The sequence below is a fragment of the Paenibacillus sp. IHB B 3415 genome (assembly GCF_000802655.2).
Taxonomy (GTDB): domain Bacteria; phylum Bacillota; class Bacilli; order Paenibacillales; family Paenibacillaceae; genus Paenibacillus_AQ; species Paenibacillus_AQ phytohabitans.
In genome coordinates this window covers 33,510-52,509 of record NZ_JUEI01000060.1, presented here as the reverse complement: position 1 = coordinate 52,509, position 19,000 = coordinate 33,510, and the positions used below count along the sequence as shown (strand labels likewise).

Sequence of the window (19,000 nt, the reverse complement as noted above, 5' to 3'; positions counted from 1 at the left end):
TGTAGTGATTATTCTGCTGTGTGATCCACCGATGCCGCTTGGATATTGCCGAATGCCCAATACTGCGCAGGGACGTCGGACCATCGCGGTGCCGCGCTTGTCAGCGGAGTGATGCCCAGGGCACGGTTGACGATGGTTACGGCCTCCGCACGGGTTAACGTTTGGTTCGGACGGAAGGTTCCATCTTCGTAACCGGTGATCATGCCCGCTTTGGCCGTCATTTCAACGGCTGCCTGTGCCCAGTGGCCGGCAATATCGCTGAAGCTGACTGCATTCCCCTGACCGTTAGTAACCAGACGGGACAGAATGGTTGCCATTTCGGCTCTGGTGATCGTTTGGTTTGGTTTGAAGCTGCCGTCAGCGTAACCTTTCATAATACCGCTACTGCTCACCAGATTAATTGCATTTGTTGCCCAGTGGCCGGCAGCAATATCTGTGTAAGCAACGCCGGAAGTATTAGCTGACGGGTTAAAGGTACGGGCAATGATGCTGGCCATTTCTGCACGGGTAATGCTCTTGCCCGGCTGGAAGGTGCCGTCGGCGTAACCCGTCATATAAGCCTTCATTTGTACCGCAGGATCTTGTGCAAGAACAACTGTAAATGTACTGAATTTATTGACATTAAATTGAATTCCGGACTTGCCGGTTTGACCGAAGGGTACAATTTCGCCCTTAACCAGTTCTTTGGTGCCGTCGCTATGCTCAATGAAGACCGCCAGTGCCTTCAGCTGTTCTGCAGTTAAAGAAGTGTTGTTAATCGGCAACACCAGCGTCACCGGACGGCTCTGCAGGTTGGTGTCAATCGTTACCGGACGGCCTACCAGAGTGACCGCCCCACCGCCGGATAGACTTTGAACCTGTGCTTTTGCACGCGCTTCAGCATCTGCACTCTGCTGCTGCGTTTTTAAGGGTACCAGGTTGAAGTAAATATCTGTACCAAACCCAACCAGAGAGCTTCCCGGCACCTTCACTTCAGCATTAACCGTGAAGATGTCCAGACTGATTTGATTATCGGCAAATGCCTTGCTGGAAGCGGCTGGAATAGTCAGTCTAGTTTCCGCAACCTCATCATTGGCATCAGGAACGATGATTCTGGCAATATTGGAGCCAGCCGCCTTAAGCTCATTAATCGCTCTGAGCGCTTGATCCAAGGCGAACGTAATGACATCACTTTTCACACCATTAGCATCCTTCGTACGGCTAACGACAACGGAGGATACATTGGAGCCTTGGGTTGAGCCGTCCTCAACGTTTAGATTAATGGTTTCGGTCTGTGTGCCCGGTGTCGGTGTTGCTGCAGGAGCCGCTCCTCCGGAACCTCCAGAACCCGATGCGGGAGGATCTGTTGGCGTGACGGGTACAACAGGAACGGTTGAGAAGTTCCAGACGGTTTTATCCGCAATCCCCGCAAAGCTGTTCCCTGACTCATCAGTAAATGCACCCGGGTGAATCAATACATAATAGCTGCCGCCCTGCTTCAATAGACCGCCTGTATTAATGCTGACGGTAGCATTCGTAATGATGACAAGCGCCTGATTACCCGCTTTAATCGTCGTTACGATCATATCATCCGCCGCATTCACAATATCAATATTGGCATCCCCGGCTAATACATTCTCGTTAAAGGTCAATGAGAGCGCAGCGGATGCGGATACTTGGGTTGCATTGTCTGCAGGACTATAAGCTGTCACCAGCGGTGCTGCTGTATCAGGCCCGCTGGCTGTCACAAACCGCCAGGCTGTGATGCCTGCAATACCGGCAAAGCTGTTGCCTGCGTTATCTTTAAATGCGCCTTCTGTAATCCGGACAAAGTAGCTTGTACCATGCTCCAGATTGTCAGCCGGATTAATGGTTACAACATTATTCTGAATCGTTACGCTGTCTGAAGTGACGGGAATCGTCACTATCGGATGAATCTCATCTGTGCTTTTGAAAATCTCAATGCTGCCTTCCGCTTTCTTTACATTCTCGCTGAAGGTAAGAACCAGATTAGCGCCAAGAGCTACTTCCGTTGCCCAAGGCTCCGGCGAATACGTGCTCACTGTTGGTGAGATTCTATCTGGTACACCAGTTGTTGTAAAGTTCCATGCTCCGCTGCCGGTGATGCCAGCATAGCTGTTGCCTGAAGTATCTTTGAACACCCCGGTTCCAATCCGTACATAGTAACTTGTACTATACTTCAGATCGTCAGCCGGATTAATCGTCACTACATGATTCTGGGTGGTTACATTTCCGGAAGCAGCGGAAATTGTAGCTACCGGCGTATTATTCGCACTATTGTAGATCACAATGTCGCCTTCACCCGCCGTTACATTCTCACTGAAGGTAAGGGTAAGATTGGCGTCAATCCCTACTTCCGTTGCCCCAGGCTCAGGTGAAAACGCGGTTACTGTTGGCGCTGTCGTATCTGGTGCAGCAACTGTTGTAAACTGCCAGGTTGTGCTGTCAGAGATGCCTGCAAAGTAGTTGCCCGCTGTATCTGTGAATGCATCGTCCGTGATCTGAACAAAGTAACTTGTACCATACTCCAGATTGTCAGCCGGATTAACCGTCACTACATCATTCAGGATGGTCAGGTCACTGGCGGAAATCGTAGCTACCGACTTGTCAGACGCACTGTTGTAGATCACAATGCTGCCTTCACCCGCCGCTACATTCTCGCTGAAAGTAAGCACAAGATCGTTCTCAACCCCTACACCTGTTGCACCGTTAGCAGGTAAATACGCACTTACGGTTGGTGCAGCCGTATCCGGTTCACCGGTTGTTGTAAACCGCCAGGTTGTGCTGTTCGCGATGCCAGCATAATTGTTGCCGGCCGTATCTTTGAATGCCCCGGACCCGATCTTCACAAAGTAGCTTGTGCTGTAGTCCAGCTTATCCTCCGGATTGATCGTTACCACGTTGCCTTGGACCGTTACATTTTCGGAAGTGACAGGAATGGTCACAGCCAGGGTATTGCTATTCGCACTGTTATAAATCTCAATACTGCCTTCTGCTTTTGTTACATTCTCACTGAAGGTAAGGGTCAGGTTCGCGCCAGTGGCAACTTCCGTTGCTCTATCCTCAGGCGAATAAGAGCTCACCACCGGTGGTGTAGTATCCGGCGCCTCGGCTGTTGTAAACTGCCAGGCCCCGCTGTCCGTGATTCCGGCATAGTAGTTGCCTGTCTGATCTTTGAATGACCCGTCTCCAATCTTCACAAAGTAGCTTGTACTATATACTAAATCATCAGCAGGATTAATTGTTACCACATTATCAAGAATCGTTACATAGTCAGAATTAACTGGAATCACCACTACCGGAACAATGTCATCCGCGCTTTCGTAAATCTCAATGTTGCCGCTCTCCTTCGTTACATCCTCGCTGAATGTAAGCGTCAGATCCGCGTCAGTAGCTACTCCCGTTTCTCCCTTCTCAGGAGAATAAGTAGTTACAATTGGAGCTGTTTCATCCAGCTCGGCTACTGTCGTAAAGCTCCAGTCATCACCTTCAATCGCTACATTCCCACTTTCACTCTCGTTGTAGAACGTATCGCTGTCAATTGTGACTGCATATTTAGTCCCTTTATCCAAATCCTTTTCCGGATTAACCGTTACAGTATTATTCTGTACGGTTACCCTGATACTGTCGTCTACCGGGATGGTTTCAACCGGAGCTGACAGATCCGAAGCTTTGTAAATGTTAATATTTCCACTGGCTGCTGTCACCTTCTGATTGAAAGTCAGAACAAGCTCAGCATCGGTTGCTATATCTTTCTCAGCATTCTCAGGAGACTGACTTATAACCCGCGGAATGTTGAGAACCGGATAGGAAACAATCATCAAGCCGGGGTCACCGACTGCGATAAAACGATCTTGCCCGGCAATAAACCCGATGCCGTTAAGTTTCTTAGTCGTGCCTGTTGTCTCAGGGTGCCAAGTCTGGCTTGGATCAGCGGTGTAGTAGACATTCCCGCTGTCTCCCGCTGCCATAAATACTCCGCTTCCGGATGCAACTCCATTCAGATTCACTTGTCCGTCAATGGTTCTGGCCGACCATCTTGAGCTATCCGCAGAGATTACAACCGTTCCGGACGCGCCGACCGCCACGAATAAACCGCTGCCGTAGCTGATGCCGTTCAACAATTTACCGCCCGTTTTGGAATCTTCCGATTTCCACTCGGCTCCATTCGAAGAAGTTACGATGGTACCGCCAGCACCTACAGCCACGTATTTGCCGTTGCCATAGGTAATAGCATTTAAGTGATTCACGGTCTTACTGTCGGAGATCCTCGCCCAGTTGACTCCGTCTGAAGACACTACAATTTTCCCGCTATTGCCTACTGCAACAAAAAGGCCGCTGCCGTAAACAATACTATTAAGTGTAATCGTGTCCACCGAGGTTCCAGTTGTCCAACTAGTACCGTTGTTGCTGGAGGTCAGGATTTGGCCGTTCGAGCCGACCGTTACGAACTTGCTGTTGCCGTAAGCAGTGCCGTTAATAGCATTAGTAGTGCCGCTAGCAACCTTCGACCAGACCTTACCGTCGGTGGAAGTACCGATCAATCCATCCGTACCAACGGTAATATAGGTATTATTGGCGTAGGTTACCGTCTTCAGTGCACTGGAGGTGGGGGAGCTGAATTTTTCCCAGTTGCTCGTTCCGCCAGTACTCGCTGTCGCGAAAAATACAGTACCCTCTGAGCCAACGATAAAATAACCAAAATCGGTAGCCTTGATTTTCATCAGATTATCCGTAGTTCCAGCTACTGAAACTGAACTGCTCCAACCGCTCGTTCCGGTGGCTGAATAGACCAGCTTACCCGCATCGCCGGCAATAAAAAATCTGTTGTTTCTATAAGATACACTATTGAAATCCGACTTAATACTACTCGTTCCCTTTGTCCATGTGCCCAAAGCGTCCGGAGCGCTTAGGATCTCACCTGCAGCTCCGGCCGCAACAAACACATTGCCGCCATAGCCGATGCCGTTCAAATCATTAGTAGAACCGGAAGTCTGCGGCGTCCAGGCCAGCCCATCCGAAGAGTTAATAATTTCCCCGCCATCGCCAACAGCTACAAACTTGCTGTCACCATAAGCAATAGCGTTCAGATTCACACTAACGCCTGAGGTTGAAGCAGCCCAAGTGATTCCGCCATCGCTAGACGTAATTATTTTGCCTGAATCGCCGACTGCGACTAAACTGCTGCCGCTGTAAACAACTGCATTCAAGTTTTCAGATATGTTTTCAGATATGCCTGTAGTCTGAGTGGTCCAGGAAGCACCATCTGTAGACGTTATGACGGTTCCCTTGTCGCCTACAGCAACAAATTTGGCGTTGGCCCCTGAGCCTATATTTATAATATCGTTCAAGTCATTAACTACCCCTGAATTACGGATCGCCCAGGTCGTGTAGTTGCTGAACGTACCCACGCTTCCTCCTTCACCTACCACAACGACTGTATTTGCGCCTATAGTTACTCCCATTACTTTGTTGCCGCTTGGCAGCGGGCTTAGGTTCTCCCAGCTTACCGGAGCTGTATTCTCCGTACCCGCAGATGCGGGCAAAGCTCCTGTCACAAATAAACTGATTACGAGTAACAATGAGAAATACTTCTTCAATCTCCTGCTCATTAACAATGTATCGCTCCCCCTTATTCATTCATCATTTTCCGTCCGCTGTATAGCAAGCTTTGCTGCAGTTTGTATACGCTCCCTTAGCTCCCGCATTCTCCCTTCATCTTGCTTATCCGCGGACAAAAAACAATTAAATCTAAATAGAAATTTTCATATCTGCGGTCCATTCTATCAGACAGCTCTAAACAAACTCTTAACAATTCTCGACAAAAACCGCTTCATCAGGTCCTACATACGGGCAATCTCTCAAAAAAACGAAAAAATTCTGTTTTCCCCCAAAAAAATGTCTAAAACAAAAAAACGCAAGGAGCTTTTGCTCACATGCGCAATTTTTATCGTATATCAAATATCCCTGTTAAACGTAAGGCTGCAATTAGCTCCTATTTTTCATGTCTGCACCACTGGCTGCATCCATATTCTCCTCTCCGCGTCCGTACCGTTCCTGATAATAGCTGGGTGTACATCCGGCGTATTTCTTGAAGATTGCAATAAAATATTTGTAATCCTTATAGCCTACATCTGCTGCAATGGCATACACCTTATCCTCACCGCTGCGCAGCAGATCCATCGCTTTCTGGATGCGGTAACGGTTCAGGAAATCATTGAAGGTGTAGGTCGTTTCGCTTTTGAACTTCTGATTCAAATAGGTAGCACTAACGCCCAGGCTCTCCACCAGATCCTTGATCCCGATTTTCTCTGCATAATGCTCCTGGACATACCGGATCATCCTGGACACGTAACGGGAGGACTTGCCGGGAAGCTTAACGACGGATGCCTGGAGAGCTTCCCCGTTTCCGGCACCCGAGGTCAGCATTGCTGTGTATTGCCGCTTCATTTCCAGCTGGCTTTTGGCCCGCTCCAGTGCAGCTAATAACTGTTCCTGCTCCAGCGGCTTCAGCATATACTCGGTAACCCCCAGCCGGATGGCGTCCTTGGCCAGCCTGAATTCATCATAACCAGACAGGATGATATAGCTGCAATCCGCTTCCTCCACACTCTGCTCAATCATGGCAATCCCGTCCATCAGCGGCATATTGACATCAACGATTACGATATCGGGGCGCAGATCCGTAATCTGGCGGAGCCCTTCCTCACCGTTCTCCGCTTCACCCACAACCACGCAGCCGGCTCCCATCCAATCAAATGTAAAGCGCAGCCCTTTGCGGATCATCTCTTCATCCTCGACCAGCAGCACCTTGAACATCCGTCTCCTCCTTCCGGAATGGCAATCTAAATGTAACGGCTGTGCCGTCCCCCTGAGTGCTGTCAATCTGAATACCGTAACGTTCCCCATACATCAGCACAAGCCGCCGGTGCAGATTATGCAGGCCGATATGCGGGGCTCGGTTATCCTGCGACCTCATAATGGCACGCACTTCCTCCAGCCGGTCCCTGCTCATTCCTCCGGCATCGTCCCTTACCTCGATGATCAAATCCGTTCCGTCTACCCAGCCAACTACTGTAACCGCTACAGATTGGCGCTGGCGGTAGCCGTATTTGATCGTATTCTCAATTACCGGCTGCAGCATCAGTCTGGGGACAAGTGCCGTCCGGGCCGTTTGATCCACCTCTTCCCTGTAGTGGAGCCTGTCTTTGAAGCGTATCTGCTGCAGCTTCATGTAGCCTGCAATATACTCCAGATCATCCCCGAGCACGACATGGTCGCGCTCATTGCCTATACTGTAGCGCAGATGCCGGGATAGTGTAAGCACCATATCCTGGGCAAGCTTATTGTCCACGACAATGGCGTAACGGAGCGTCTCCAGTACATTGAATATAAAATGCGGATGAAACTGCGACTGCAAATGCTTCACTTCAATCACTCTGCGCAGATCGGACAGCTCGATGTTCTGGGTGACCAGCTCATTCAGACGCTGCAGCATTTGATTGTATTGGCTCGCCAGGGTCTCGAACTCATCACCCGTTCCTATGTATACATAGGAATCCATGTTGCCGGACTGGAGCTCTCTGACGGCATAGATCAGCTTGTCTATAGCCCTCGACTGGCGCGTAGAGATAATGCGGGCAGAATATTGAATGACAATCCAGAGCAGCACACTGGCCATTGCAAAAAATACCGCCAGAGACCAATAGGCGCTGCGATTCCCTTCAGCGGCACTTAAAGTATAAACACGCCATTGCGACAGCGGTATGTATGTTTCTTTACTGTAGTACTTTCCTTTATCAATCCATACGTATCCCTTAGAATCACTGGCCAGGCTGTATTTGTTCATCAGCCCCTGGGTCAGATTATTTGTAGTAGCAATGATGGTCCGGTAAGGGTCAGTTACCACGGCGATTTCGTTGTTCTGCACGAAGATCAGCTTCTGCAGATCCAGTTCGTACAGCTGATAGATCAGATAACCAAGCACAACTCCGCCGTCACGTATTTCTCTGGCGAACGTATAAGCTGTGTAGCGGTCATGCGAGAAGCGGATATGGTTAGTCTCGGCTAACTCCGCCAGGCCTTGATTATGCATCCGCCGGGCAATCGCCTGCAGTGCAAGATCAGAGGGTTCGGAGTTATAGTTGGCAGACGACGCCATGATATTTCCGTCCGCACTTATGATATACATGATGCTCTTCACCTGCTGGCGGTTATTGAAGTCATAGAACCGCTCAAATACCTCCGGGCCTTGAGCCCGTGATCCGGTAAAAGCAACAACAGAATCCAGCGTTGCTGCTTCATTCATTTCCTTAACGTAAGAGCTGTAGACTTCCTCCATCGCCGATTTGATTTTTTTACCCGCATCCGTTGTCTGGCTGATTAGCAGAAACCGCGAATTGATCATCATAAATATCAGGAACAGCACAAATAGAATGGAAATCGGCACAAGGGTGTGCAGCAGAAACAGCCTGCGCAGCGAATCCTTGAAGCTCCTTTTAGCCATTGTGCCTCCCCCTCTCATTAGTCCTACTATCATACACGGGCAACCGGAATCGGGATACCTTGCAAAATATCAGCAAAAGCCTGATAGACAAAAGCCGGTACCCGCTTACGCGGGACCGGTCTTCAATCACATGGTTACTTCTTTTTTACCGGAGAGCTTGAAGAACAGCAGCAGAGAAACCACAGTGATCGCCGTCAGCAGCGTCGATAAGGCAGCAGCAACCCCATAATTGCCGCGGATAACCTCTGTGTACACAGCAACTGTCATCGTCCGGGTATTCCCTGTATACAGAATAATGGAGGTGCTAAGCTCCGTAATAATGCTGATCCAGCTGATGATCGCCCCGGCGAATACACCGGAAATCATCATCGGCACGGTAATCTTGAAGAAGGTCCGCATGGTGGATGCCCCCAGACTGATCGCCGCCTCTTCAATACTGTCGTTCACCTGATGGAGCACGGCGGCACTGGAGCGGATCGTGTACGGCAGCCGCCGGATCACAAAAGCAGCAATCAGAATGACAGAAGTACCACTCAGTACCAGTGGTTCCTTATTGAAGGTAACCAGCAGCGCGATCCCCAGAATGGAGCCCGGTACAATGTAAGGCAGCATCGTGAAGGTATCCAGGACATGGACAACTGCTCCTTTGCGCTTTACCGTTACATATGCGATCAGTACCGCAGCCAGCGTAATAATGATAATCGTAATACTGGCCATCATGAAGGTGTTATAAATGGAATCTCCTACTTTGGAAAAGGCCGCGCGGTAGCTGTCCAGGGAGTAACCGTCGACGAATATTTTGCCCGAGGTCTTCAGGAAGGATGTATAAGCAACATAGACTTGAGGCATCAGGGCCAATAACGTGAACAGATATACGTAGGCATGTGCCGCCAGATTGGCGATTCCCTTCAGCTTTTTCGGTTCAATCGGGTTCAAGGCACTCATACTGTAGGATTTCCGGTTCGCAACGTACTTCTGCAGCAGAAACACGGTGATTGCGAACAATACTACAATTACACTGATCGCTGCAGCAAAGCCGTCATCTCCCCCAACCTCACTGATAAATTCATTGAAGATTAGCACAGGTACAGTTCGGTACCCTTCGCCAATCAGCATCGGTGTGCCGAAATCCGCGAACGCCCGCATGAAGACAAGCAATCCTCCAGCCAGCAGTGTCGGCGTAATCAGCGGCACAAGTATTTTCCACATTTTGCGCAGACCCGTACAATTCATGCTCTCCGCTGCTTCCATCAGGGAGTTGTCCACATTCTTCAGCGCCCCTGATACGTACATGAAGATGAGCGGAGACAGCTGGAGCGTCAGCACCAGCAGAATGCCGGAGAAGCCATATATGTCAGGCATGCTGAAGCCGAACACACTCGACATGAATTTAGTAATCACCCCGCTGCGTCCCAGCAGCAGAATCCAGGCATACGCGCCGATAAACGGAGCGGACATGGACGAGATTAAGATCAGAATGCGCACTGTAGCGCTGCCTTTGATTCTGGCAATGGTCATAATGTAGGCCAGCGGTCCGGCGACCAGGATAGACAGCAGCGTAACACTTACAGTCACCTTAATGCTGTTCCATACAGCGTTCATATAGTAGGCCTTGCTGAAAAATTTATGGAAGTAGGCAAGTGAGAACTCGCCGGTTGTCCCGTCAAAGAAGCTTTTAATCAGCAGCATGAATAGAGGCAAGGCCAGAAACACCAGATATCCGGCAAAAATAATGAAGGTAATCAGCGACCAGATGTCCCAGCGCTTCATGCGGCCGCTCATGAGCCTAGCCCCCGGTTCAGATTACGTTCACCGGTCGCATCATAGACATTGACCGTTCCCGGAAGTATAGCGAGAGTAACCTTCCGGCCAATATCCACCACTTCAGTGGAAGCCGACTGCTGGATGATTTCCACTTCCTGTCCATTCTCAAGCGCTACGACCAGATGCGTATTGAGTCCCAGAAAAACATTGTTCACTACAGTCCCGGCAAGGCCTGTGCCGTCCTCTGACAGCACAAACTCCTCCGGCCGGACTGAAATTTTAACCTCCGATGCTCCAGCAGACTTTAATTCTGCCGGCAGCCCCGGCACCGCCAGTAAGTAGCTGCTGCCAATACGAAGAACCGCATCGCCTTCAGCTCCATTCTCCAGCTTCGCCTCAATTACATTGGTCCGTCCGATGAATGTAGCGACGAACAGATTGGCGGGGCGCTGATAAATATCCCGTGGTGTTCCCACCTGCTGGATGATGCCGGACTTCATAACCGCGATCCGGTCGGATACTGCCATCGCCTCTTCCTGATCATGCGTTACGTATACCGTGGTAATTCCTACCTCGCGCTGAATCCGCTTAATGGCATTGCGCATATCCACTCGAAGCTGGGCATCCAGATTAGAGAGCGGCTCATCCATCAGCAGCACATCAGGATTAATAACGATGGCCCGCGCCAGCGCTACACGCTGCTGCTGGCCGCCTGACAAATTCTTAGGCATTCTGTTTTTGTACACCTCAATCTGCACCGTATCCAGAATCTCCTCCACTCTTCGCTGCAGCTCTCCTTTGCCCACTTTACGGTTCTGCAGCCCGAACGCAACATTCTCGGATACGCTTAAATGCGGAAAGATCGCATAATTCTGAAATACCATTCCGATATTCCGTTTGCCCGGTGGAACGTTATTCATCACTTTATCATTGAAGCCGAGATCCCCGCCTTCAATACTGTTAAAGCCGGCCACCATCCGCAGCAGTGTCGTCTTCCCGCAGCCTGAAGGACCCAAAAGGGTGAAGAACTCACCCTTTTGAATATCCAAAGACAGCTCGGGGATAACGGTAGTATCGCCATATTTTTTGACAATGTCCTTGAAGGATATCGCAACGCTCATGTTATTCACCCGCTTTCTCTCTGATTTACGGTTCTGGCCATGAATTATTCAGCAATATTGGTAAACAGCTCAGTATAACGCTCCACAATAGCTGCCTTATTCTCTGCAACGTAGGCTACGTCCTCATCAATCACCTTGATTTGGTCTATCGGTGTCATGAAGTCTCCGATCGCAGCATCGGTGCGAAGCGGACGGTTGGTCGTTTCTTGTCCTAGCGCATCCTGACCTTCTTTGGAGATCAGGAAGTCGATGAACTTGCGGGCGTTCTCCTGATTCGGAGAACCCTTAACAACGCCGGCTACCGCATCGAGGAACACCGTTCCCTCTTCCGGATATACCACCTTTACCGGCGCACCGTCTTTTACGTAGCTGACTGCCGGATCTTCGTAGGTTAACGCCACTACGTATTCACCATCAGCAACACTTTTGTGCGCTTTGCTGGACCCGCCTGCAATTTTCCCATCCAGATTCTCCAGCAGCTTGGCTACATAATCCCAGCCTGCATCAGAGGTATAATCTCCGCCCATAGCTCTAAGCATATTGGTCAACTGAGCGAACGCCGAGCTGGAGTTGGCCGGGTCCGCCATCGCGATCTTGCCCTTCAGCTCCGGATTGAGCAGATCCTCATAACCGTTAATTTCAATATCACCTGCCAGATTCGTGTTTACCAGCAGCACACTTCCGTCCGATACGTAAGAGGTCATGATGCCAGTCGTATTTGTGTGACCTTCTAATAGGTCCTTATCATTAGGTGAGACATATTCCTCGAACAAATCCGCATTATCGTTAAACAGTGCATACGCTCCGCCGAACATGACGTCGGCATACGGGTTTGTTTTCTCCGACTGAATCCGCTTGATCAGCTCGCCGCTGCCTGCCGATACCAGCTCCACTGTAATGCCTGTCTGCTTCTCGAATGCCGGGATAAGTGCATTAATCATCGCTTCACTGTTCGGTGTATAGACTACCAGTTTGTTCGAGCCGCCGCCTGACGCGCCTTCATCCGCTTTGTTTCCTCCGCATGCCGAGAGCACAACCACCATCATTGTCATAATAAGTGACACGCTTAACCACTTTTTCATTTCCTCTTCACCCCTTGTTTAGATATATGTCTATTTTATCAGCTTGAAATTTCATTAAAATCCTATTATTCGACAAAATCATCTAAAATGCACAACTAAAATGCATATATATGTTATATAACATAACATATAGACACATAAATTGGAGCTTCGGTTGCCTTTAATATTTTTTCCGCAGTTAATATCCTTAGACGCGGGAGACGGAACTCAAAAAACCCTGGAAGTAATCCCAGGGCTGATTGCAATTCATTTGTGTAGTCCAAAGAAGAAAATTTCAGGGAACATGCATTGCTCAACTACCTCAAAAAGAAATAGACCGCCCTAGTCCAAAGGATGCGGTCTATTTCTGCCCGTAGCACCTAAAAGCCTCCGCCCTTAAAAGCGGCTATTGCTCAGAGAGTCGTGTTGACGCACGGCTCTCTTTGCATTGTACGTATTTACTACCCAAACTATACCATGATTGAAACTAAATATAAAGTCAAGCGCTCATGTATCGTGTTCGTCCTCATATTCTTCTTCGTCTCCGAAACCTCCATATTGATTAGGCCTCTACTGTTTAGGGGTATGGAAAACTTCACTGATTATTTCCCCTTTCACGCCGGGAAACTTCATCTTCTCACCGATATCGGCAAACAGCTCGTAGCCTTTTTCAGAGCGTGTCCAGTTTTTGATATTATCATAGAAACCAAAGGCGTGATCCAGATCAAAATCAAAGGCTTCAATCGAAATTTCCGCCAGATCATACAATGAGTCTTCGGCAGCAATGGCTATATTACGGAACGGCCGTCCACGAACTACACCGTTCCTATCGCTTAAGGTTACTTTAAAAGCTTGGGCCTGATTATTCTTCATCGTTGTTCACCTCTATACTAAACTACTAAATTCATTGTAAATAATCAACCGTGCTCTCCCAAGATTCCCCATCTTCTGCTATGCTAATAGAAATCCCAGAAAGAAGCAGGAGGCGCGAACTTGAATGGATGCATTTCAATATGAGCTTACTTCAGAGACTACGATTAATCTGAAATATGAGTATGGAGGCGAGTACTTCACGTTCAGCCTGTACCGGGATGACAGAGGCTGGGTGCTTCACCCCTTTGACGGCATTCTGCTGAGGAATCCGGCAATGTGCTCTCTTGTCGCCCAAGAGCTGTTCAAGCACAAGCCTTTTCAGGTCATGCTGGCAAAAGAGGGAATTCTTTTCACCGATATACGTTCCACTGTTAACCTCGATAATGTGAACACTCCGGTTGCCGCGCGCAATGAGCGGGAGTCCTACGATAACCCGGCTGATGATCTGATGGAATTTGTTCAGCAGCACTCAGTGGAAGAGGTCATTGATTACGAATGTAGTCTTGTCGAGAACCGCATCTCCTTTTATAGAGAAATCCTGCAGCGGATGTTCATGGACAATCTGGGACCCTCGGATCCGGAGTTCCAAAAGGTACAGGATATTGTACGTATCTACGAACATTCATTAGACAGGTTATCCAGTCTGAACGGTCCGAATCCGGGCGCCGGAAGACGCGGCAGATTCTAAGCTCCTTTACGTATTCATTCAATTCTACTAATCTTCTGAAAGGCTGGTTCCAATGACCGTTGAACTGATAAAGGGACAAAAGTGCAACTTAACAAAAGATACGCCTCTCCTTACCCGTATCATCGTCGGAATGGGCTGGCACAATACGGGCTCTGCGGTTGAGGTTGATTTTTCCGCCTTTTTGCTTACGCCATCCCAGAGCGTCTCAAAAGATGAGGACCTTATTTTTTATGGCAACACTTCCACTCAGGACCAGTCTGTTAGTGTATTGCAGTCCGATAAAAAAGCCTACGCAGGGTTAACCGACAACACTCAAATCGCTGTCAGTCTGAGTCAGATTCCTGCAGAATACGAGCGGATTGCATTTGCACTAACGATTTATGAGGCTGAGAAGCGGCAGCATAGCTTCTCGCTGCTGGACGATGCATATTTACGGATCATCAACGCTGCTGATGGAACTGAGCTTCTCCGCTACAGACTGGGTAATGCGTTCACTGTAGAGACCGCGATTGTCGCCGGAGAAATCTACAGATACCAGAATGAATGGAAATTCAGCGCAGTGGGTTCCGGATATGCAGGCGGCTTAGCTGCTCTATGCCAAAGTTATGGGATTCGGATCAATGACATTCTGCCGTCTGTTCAGCCCGCCAGCCGGGTCGTTCAGCCGCAGCAGTCTCCCCTTATTCTCCCGGAGCTGAGGTCACGGCCGAAACCAGCGGGTAATTTGCCTCCTTCTTCACCAGCTTCACCTCCAGCATCGCCAGCATCACCTCCAGCCCCTCCATTAAATCCGGGTACCCTCCTGCTTAAGAAACGTGGGGAGCGGATCAATCTGCAGAAAGGGGCTGGATCACTAGGCGAGATTCTGATTAACCTGAACTGGGTGCAGACCCAATCATCCGGCTGGTTCGGCAGCAAAGGCATCGATCTTGATCTCGGTTGTCTGTTTGAATTAAAAAATGGGCTTAAAGGCTCTGTCCAGGCACTCGGTGAGTCCTTCGGCAGCTTGAACAGGCCGCCCTACATCTCCCTGGACGGGGATGACCGCACCGGCTCGATCGCCACAGGTGAGAATCTGCGGATTAACGGCCATTATCTTTCCGAGATCAGCCGGATTGTTGTCTTTGCCTTTATCTATGAGGGAATCACGAACTGGTCGCAGGCTGACGCCCGTGTGACTATCAGGCAGCAGAACGGACCTGATATCGAAGTCCGGCTGGATGAGCATAACAATAATAAGGGAATGTGTGCCATCGCCATGATTCGTAATCAGCAGGATGAGACCTTCAGCGTGGAGCGGCTCGTAGAATATTTCGCCGGACACGAGGAATTAGATCAGCACTATAACTGGAATCTGAGATGGGAAGCCGGGAGCAAATAGTGGGACTCGGTTGCGGACCTGAGAGTTCTTATTTCCTTGAAAAACCCTGTTTCGTATTTCTTACGGACACAGATGTACTTATTTGCTGATATTCGGGTGAAATATTGCCAGATGCCATGGGATAAGTACCGTACGGTCCGTTAGCTCGGCAAAATATGCTGATTATCAAAAATAAAGGCTGTGGTGTCCGCAAGCGACAGTCAGAAGTAGGAATTCAGAAAATCGTTGGTTAGTCGCGAAAGTAATTTTGGTAGAGTTTGTGCTCATCTGAGACCTTTGCTATGAATTCACTTTTCACTTCGCGTTATAATAGAAGACATAGGTTGTGAAGCACACGCCGCTTTTAATGCTCTCCCCCATCCGAGATTGATTTAAGGAAGGGGTGAGTATTAAGGCGGCTTTTTTGCGAGGGAAAATAGCACTCAAGGAGGATGTACAGCGATGCCGAGATTTGAACAACAGTATGAGGAATGGTTGAAAAACAATCTGGAGAATGAAAGTAACCACCGGCGAAAGGAGTTACTCGGTAAAGGATTAGGCCATGGAACGGTTGAGTTCCTCCGCACAGTATGGTTTCCGGCAATCGGGAATCTGGATCATTTGTTTCCGGAATGGGAAGTGCGCGACTTCAATAACGGGTACCGCTATTTGGATTTGGCTTATATGCCTGGAGGTGTAAAGGGCGGAATTGAGATTCAGGGCTATGGACCTCATGCCAGAGATCTTGATGTTAGATTGGATATCGCAAGCGGCGGGCAGCAGCGTAATCGTGCCTATCAGCTAAGAGTTTAACTAAGTAACAGGGGTGGGCAGCATGCTAAATTGCCAGATAATTTGATCTGTTCTTATAACGATCTTTAGGGAAGGAATGGTTGCCTGGCGTCATAACTAGGGAATGGTTTATAAATAATAGTGTTGTATGCAACAACAAATGGCACTATGTCGCTCCGGTCGTGGCAGGTAGAGGCGTGTGAGTGGGCGGGCAAGAGGTGCAGCAGCTTAATTTGTTGCTTGTAGCGGATGGCTGAGTGTTCCCCCGCTAACCAGGTAGATAGAACACTGGGGAGGCAAGCAGTACTGCAGTGATAAATATGATCTGAATTCCTATGCGCACCGGCAATTTCGGCACAGGCTTGCCGCCGATTGTCAACTTGTTGCGGGCGGCATAGATATTGGCGGGGAGCATTGCGATAAGAAGCAAAATGAGGCACACAGAAGCAGCTGGTGAGAAAGCGGGCAGAAGGATACCGATAGCTCCGGCAATTTCCAAGATCCCGGTAACCGTCACAATCCATTCTTTCTGCGGAAAACCAGGCGGCACCATTCCTACCAAATCAGACCGCCGCCGCCCCCAATGAGCAGAAGCACCCATTAGGAGCATTATGGATACTGCCCATTGAATGGAGGTATGCCAGTCATTCCAATAAGTCACGCCCAGGAGACCAACCACCCGAAACAACAAAAAGGATAAGATGAGCGCTATAAAAGGAACCATTTTATAATCCTCCCTTAACTTTATTTTTTTAGAATTCCAGCCATAAAGTCCGATACCTCTTTCGCTGCAACTGACTTAGATGATGGGCGCAGGGATGCCCGCACACGCAGACCCAGTGACAGCAGGACGAACAATTCCGCCGTCTCATCAGGGTTCACGTTTTCTTTGATCACCCCGTGCCTTTGACCCGTTGTAATCCACTGCCTGGAGACTGATACCGACCGCTCATGAAAATGCGCAAGGACTTCCGCTACAGCCGGTTCATTCTCCTTGCCCAGCAAGTATAGAAGAACCTTATTAGTCGCTTCATGGCTGTCTTCCAATCCTGCAAGGCTCCTGGAGATGGCCAGCATCGGCCCGTCGAATGTTTTGTTAAGGCTGCCTGCCACTTCTTCCTCAAAACGTTCATTCACGGCTTCAAGCCGCTCCTCCAGCACCCAGGCAAAAATCTCATCCTTACTCTTTACATAATGGAATATTGCACCCTTCGATAATTGCGATTGCTCCATGATATCCTTTAAGGTGATCGCATGGCAGCTTTTATCCCGCAACAATTCCTTGGTTGCATCCAGTAGTTGCCGGATGGTCTGCTTCCGGCGATCTGAGTTCTTCATGGCGATTCTCCTCCTTCGTTCTGCTTTGACTTTAATTTATCATGATTATACATACCGACCATCGGTTTGTAAATAGAAAAGGGGGCTCAGATACCCGAGACAAATAAAAAAGAACAGCAGCTCTGCCGTTCTTGGGGATAATCAAGCCATTCTACTCTCAGACCTAATCTGTATATCTCGCCATTATATATGTACTGTAATATTTGCCGTCTGACAGGATACGGTCCTTCTTCAGTATCCCTTCAACTTCAAAACCAAGGCTTTGGTACAAGCGGATAGCCTTCTCATTGGTTTCCAGAACGCCGCTTAGAATGATTTTGGTTATTCCGTTTGCGTCAGCCCAGGAAATGGACACCTGCAGAAGGTTTTTACCTACTCCGAAGCCCCAATATTGTTTCAAGACTCCTACCCCAAATTCCACCTTGTGCTTAAACCGCTGAAGATCATGTCCTTCACACCGGGAATAGCCAATGATTCTGCCGTCCGCTTCCGCAACCAGACATATATTCCGCGGATGGTTCGTATCCCTCTCAATAATTGTTTCAAATCCGGCTTCATCAATAAAAGCTTCTCCCGGCACCCGGTCCATATGCTCGGTCTCCCCGTCAACTTTAAGCCTTACCCCGGACAGAGACTTCGCATCTGCCTTAACTGCTGAACGGATCGTGTAGTTTAAACCTTTGACAAGGTATTCCTGATTATCAATGATCATGGAATTACTCCCTTCTTAAAGAATCAATGACTAGCCGCGAAGAGTACACTGCGTGGAAACTATCCTTGAGTAAAGGCTGGTGCACCCCAGCCCCTCTTCATCAAATCGCAATTTGAAAATGAATGGGCTATCCAATCGTGATCTATTCGTTAGTAATTTGTATCGTTTCATCGGTGATTGTTCTCCCATCGCTCCCTAATGCTTGGATGGCAATTCGATGATGCAATGACATCCCAGATATATTCCAGGTTAGATTCCAACCATCTTCTCCATTTATATCGTAACCGACAAGTTCTCTCTCTCCCCAAGCTTCTGTGCCCGTTGGGACCGCCCAAAAAAGAATCGTTTCAACGTTTGTAGCATTTACGGAAACATCCAGTTCGCCGCTGTTCTTCGGAACTATGTACCAACCATCTTTTTTGGGGAAATTAGTTTCAACATTCGATATTACAGGTGTAGTATCACCCGCCTGGGAAGAGATGCTCCCTTGATTTATAGAAAAGTCCCCGGAGGAACATGCTGTAAGAACGAAAACATAATTTTTGATATCCGTCTACAGCTATATATATGGTATGAAGAAACAACAAAAAAACGGCATCTCTGCCGTTTCTTCTGTGATGGACTCTCAGGGGCTCGAACCCTGGACAAATAGATTAAGAGTCTACTGCTCTACCAACTGAGCTAAGAGTCCGTAGTATGGTGGAGAATAGGGGGCTCGAACCCCTGACCTCATCGCTGCCAGCGATGCGCTCTCCCAGCTGAGCTAATTCCCCATACGCTTGATT

The 19,000-nt window shown here is 48.8% G+C and carries 12 protein-coding genes, 2 tRNA genes and 1 pseudogene; 3 read left to right on the top strand and 12 right to left on the bottom strand.

The features are described 5' to 3' along the window. Window positions 1–8: 8 nt before the first annotated feature. The 7 genes from QW71_RS38200 to QW71_RS37280 form a co-directional block, all read right to left on the bottom strand. The gene (locus tag QW71_RS38200) at window positions 9–5,612 is read right to left on the bottom strand and encodes an Ig-like domain-containing protein (protein WP_083442707.1); all 5,604 of its coding nucleotides are present in this window, start codon (window positions 5,610–5,612) and stop codon (window positions 9–11) included. 376 nt (window positions 5,613–5,988) lie between these two features. Continuing rightward, window positions 5,989–6,819, bottom strand: a complete 831-nt coding sequence (locus tag QW71_RS24310; protein ID WP_039305083.1) for a response regulator — start codon at window positions 6,817–6,819, stop codon at window positions 5,989–5,991. Beyond that, window positions 6,791–8,506: a histidine kinase gene (locus tag QW71_RS24305; RefSeq protein WP_039305080.1), complete on the bottom strand. Its 1,716-nt coding sequence runs from the start codon at window positions 8,504–8,506 to the stop codon at window positions 6,791–6,793. The genes QW71_RS24310 and QW71_RS24305 overlap by 29 nt, the downstream gene beginning before the upstream one ends. Window positions 8,507–8,632: 126 nt before the next feature. After that, complete coding sequence (locus QW71_RS24300; protein ID WP_039305077.1) at window positions 8,633–10,288, bottom strand: iron ABC transporter permease; 1,656 nt, start codon at window positions 10,286–10,288, stop codon at window positions 8,633–8,635. Then, window positions 10,285–11,391, bottom strand: a complete 1,107-nt coding sequence (locus QW71_RS24295) for an ABC transporter ATP-binding protein (RefSeq protein ID WP_039305074.1) — start codon at window positions 11,389–11,391, stop codon at window positions 10,285–10,287. Before QW71_RS24295 ends, QW71_RS24300 begins: the two co-directional genes overlap by 4 nt. A 44-nt stretch (window positions 11,392–11,435) precedes the next feature. After that, the gene (locus tag QW71_RS24290) at window positions 11,436–12,473 is read right to left on the bottom strand and encodes an ABC transporter substrate-binding protein (RefSeq protein ID WP_039305071.1); all 1,038 of its coding nucleotides are present in this window, start codon (window positions 12,471–12,473) and stop codon (window positions 11,436–11,438) included. 549 nt (window positions 12,474–13,022) lie between these two features. Further along, on the bottom strand, window positions 13,023–13,325 hold the full coding sequence (locus tag QW71_RS37280; protein WP_039305068.1) for a hypothetical protein: 303 nt from the start codon (window positions 13,323–13,325) through the stop codon (window positions 13,023–13,025). A gap of 124 nt (window positions 13,326–13,449) precedes the next feature. On the opposite strand from QW71_RS37280, the gene QW71_RS24280 reads away from it, so the two are divergent. The 3 genes and pseudogenes from QW71_RS24280 to QW71_RS24270 form a co-directional block, all read left to right on the top strand. Continuing rightward, window positions 13,450–14,013, top strand: coding sequence for a hypothetical protein (locus QW71_RS24280; protein WP_039305065.1), 564 nt, complete (start codon window positions 13,450–13,452; stop codon window positions 14,011–14,013). Between the two features lie 52 nt (window positions 14,014–14,065). After that, complete coding sequence (locus QW71_RS24275) at window positions 14,066–15,394, top strand: TerD family protein (RefSeq protein WP_039305062.1); 1,329 nt, start codon at window positions 14,066–14,068, stop codon at window positions 15,392–15,394. Window positions 15,395–15,835: 441 nt separating this feature from the next. Continuing rightward, window positions 15,836–16,129 (top strand): annotated as a pseudogene (locus QW71_RS24270) (transcriptional regulator); the annotation flags it as partial. A 304-nt stretch (window positions 16,130–16,433) separates the two neighbouring features. Here the strand turns inward: QW71_RS24270 and QW71_RS24265 are convergent. The 5 genes from QW71_RS24265 to QW71_RS24245 form a co-directional block, all read right to left on the bottom strand. Beyond that, window positions 16,434–16,889 (bottom strand): DoxX family protein, encoded by a 456-nt coding sequence (locus QW71_RS24265; protein WP_039305059.1) that lies wholly within the window; start codon window positions 16,887–16,889, stop codon window positions 16,434–16,436. Window positions 16,890–16,909: 20 nt separating this feature from the next. Continuing rightward, window positions 16,910–17,503 carry a TetR/AcrR family transcriptional regulator gene (locus QW71_RS24260; RefSeq protein WP_039305056.1) on the bottom strand — a complete coding sequence of 198 codons (594 nt, stop codon included), beginning with the start codon at window positions 17,501–17,503 and terminating at the stop codon, window positions 16,910–16,912. A 163-nt stretch (window positions 17,504–17,666) separates the two neighbouring features. Then, a complete protein-coding gene (locus QW71_RS24255) occupies window positions 17,667–18,215 on the bottom strand; it encodes a GNAT family N-acetyltransferase (RefSeq protein WP_039305053.1) in 549 nt (182 codons plus the stop codon). Between the two features lie 618 nt (window positions 18,216–18,833). Next, a tRNA-Lys gene (locus QW71_RS24250) sits at window positions 18,834–18,906 on the bottom strand. 6 nt (window positions 18,907–18,912) lie between these two features. After that, window positions 18,913–18,988 (bottom strand) — tRNA-Ala (locus QW71_RS24245). Between the last annotated feature and the right edge of the window lie 12 nt (window positions 18,989–19,000).

Coding starts and splice junctions, on each gene's coding strand:
- QW71_RS24260 (WP_039305056.1), bottom strand. CDS start 17,503: ATGAAGAACTCAGATCGCCGGAAGCAGACCATCCGGCAACTACTGGAT.
- QW71_RS24265 (WP_039305059.1), bottom strand. CDS start 16,889: ATGGTTCCTTTTATAGCGCTCATCTTATCCTTTTTGTTGTTTCGGGTG.
- QW71_RS24300 (WP_039305077.1), bottom strand. CDS start 10,288: ATGAGCGGCCGCATGAAGCGCTGGGACATCTGGTCGCTGATTACCTTC.
- QW71_RS24310 (WP_039305083.1), bottom strand. CDS start 6,819: ATGTTCAAGGTGCTGCTGGTCGAGGATGAAGAGATGATCCGCAAAGGG.
- QW71_RS37280 (WP_039305068.1), bottom strand. CDS start 13,325: ATGAAGAATAATCAGGCCCAAGCTTTTAAAGTAACCTTAAGCGATAGG.
- QW71_RS24275 (WP_039305062.1), top strand. CDS start 14,066: ATGACCGTTGAACTGATAAAGGGACAAAAGTGCAACTTAACAAAAGAT.
- QW71_RS24295 (WP_039305074.1), bottom strand. CDS start 11,391: ATGAGCGTTGCGATATCCTTCAAGGACATTGTCAAAAAATATGGCGAT.
- QW71_RS24305 (WP_039305080.1), bottom strand. CDS start 8,506: ATGGCTAAAAGGAGCTTCAAGGATTCGCTGCGCAGGCTGTTTCTGCTG.
- QW71_RS24280 (WP_039305065.1), top strand. CDS start 13,450: ATGGATGCATTTCAATATGAGCTTACTTCAGAGACTACGATTAATCTG.
- QW71_RS38200 (WP_083442707.1), bottom strand. CDS start 5,612: ATGAGCAGGAGATTGAAGAAGTATTTCTCATTGTTACTCGTAATCAGT.
- QW71_RS24255 (WP_039305053.1), bottom strand. CDS start 18,215: ATGATCATTGATAATCAGGAATACCTTGTCAAAGGTTTAAACTACACG.
- QW71_RS24290 (WP_039305071.1), bottom strand. CDS start 12,473: ATGAAAAAGTGGTTAAGCGTGTCACTTATTATGACAATGATGGTGGTT.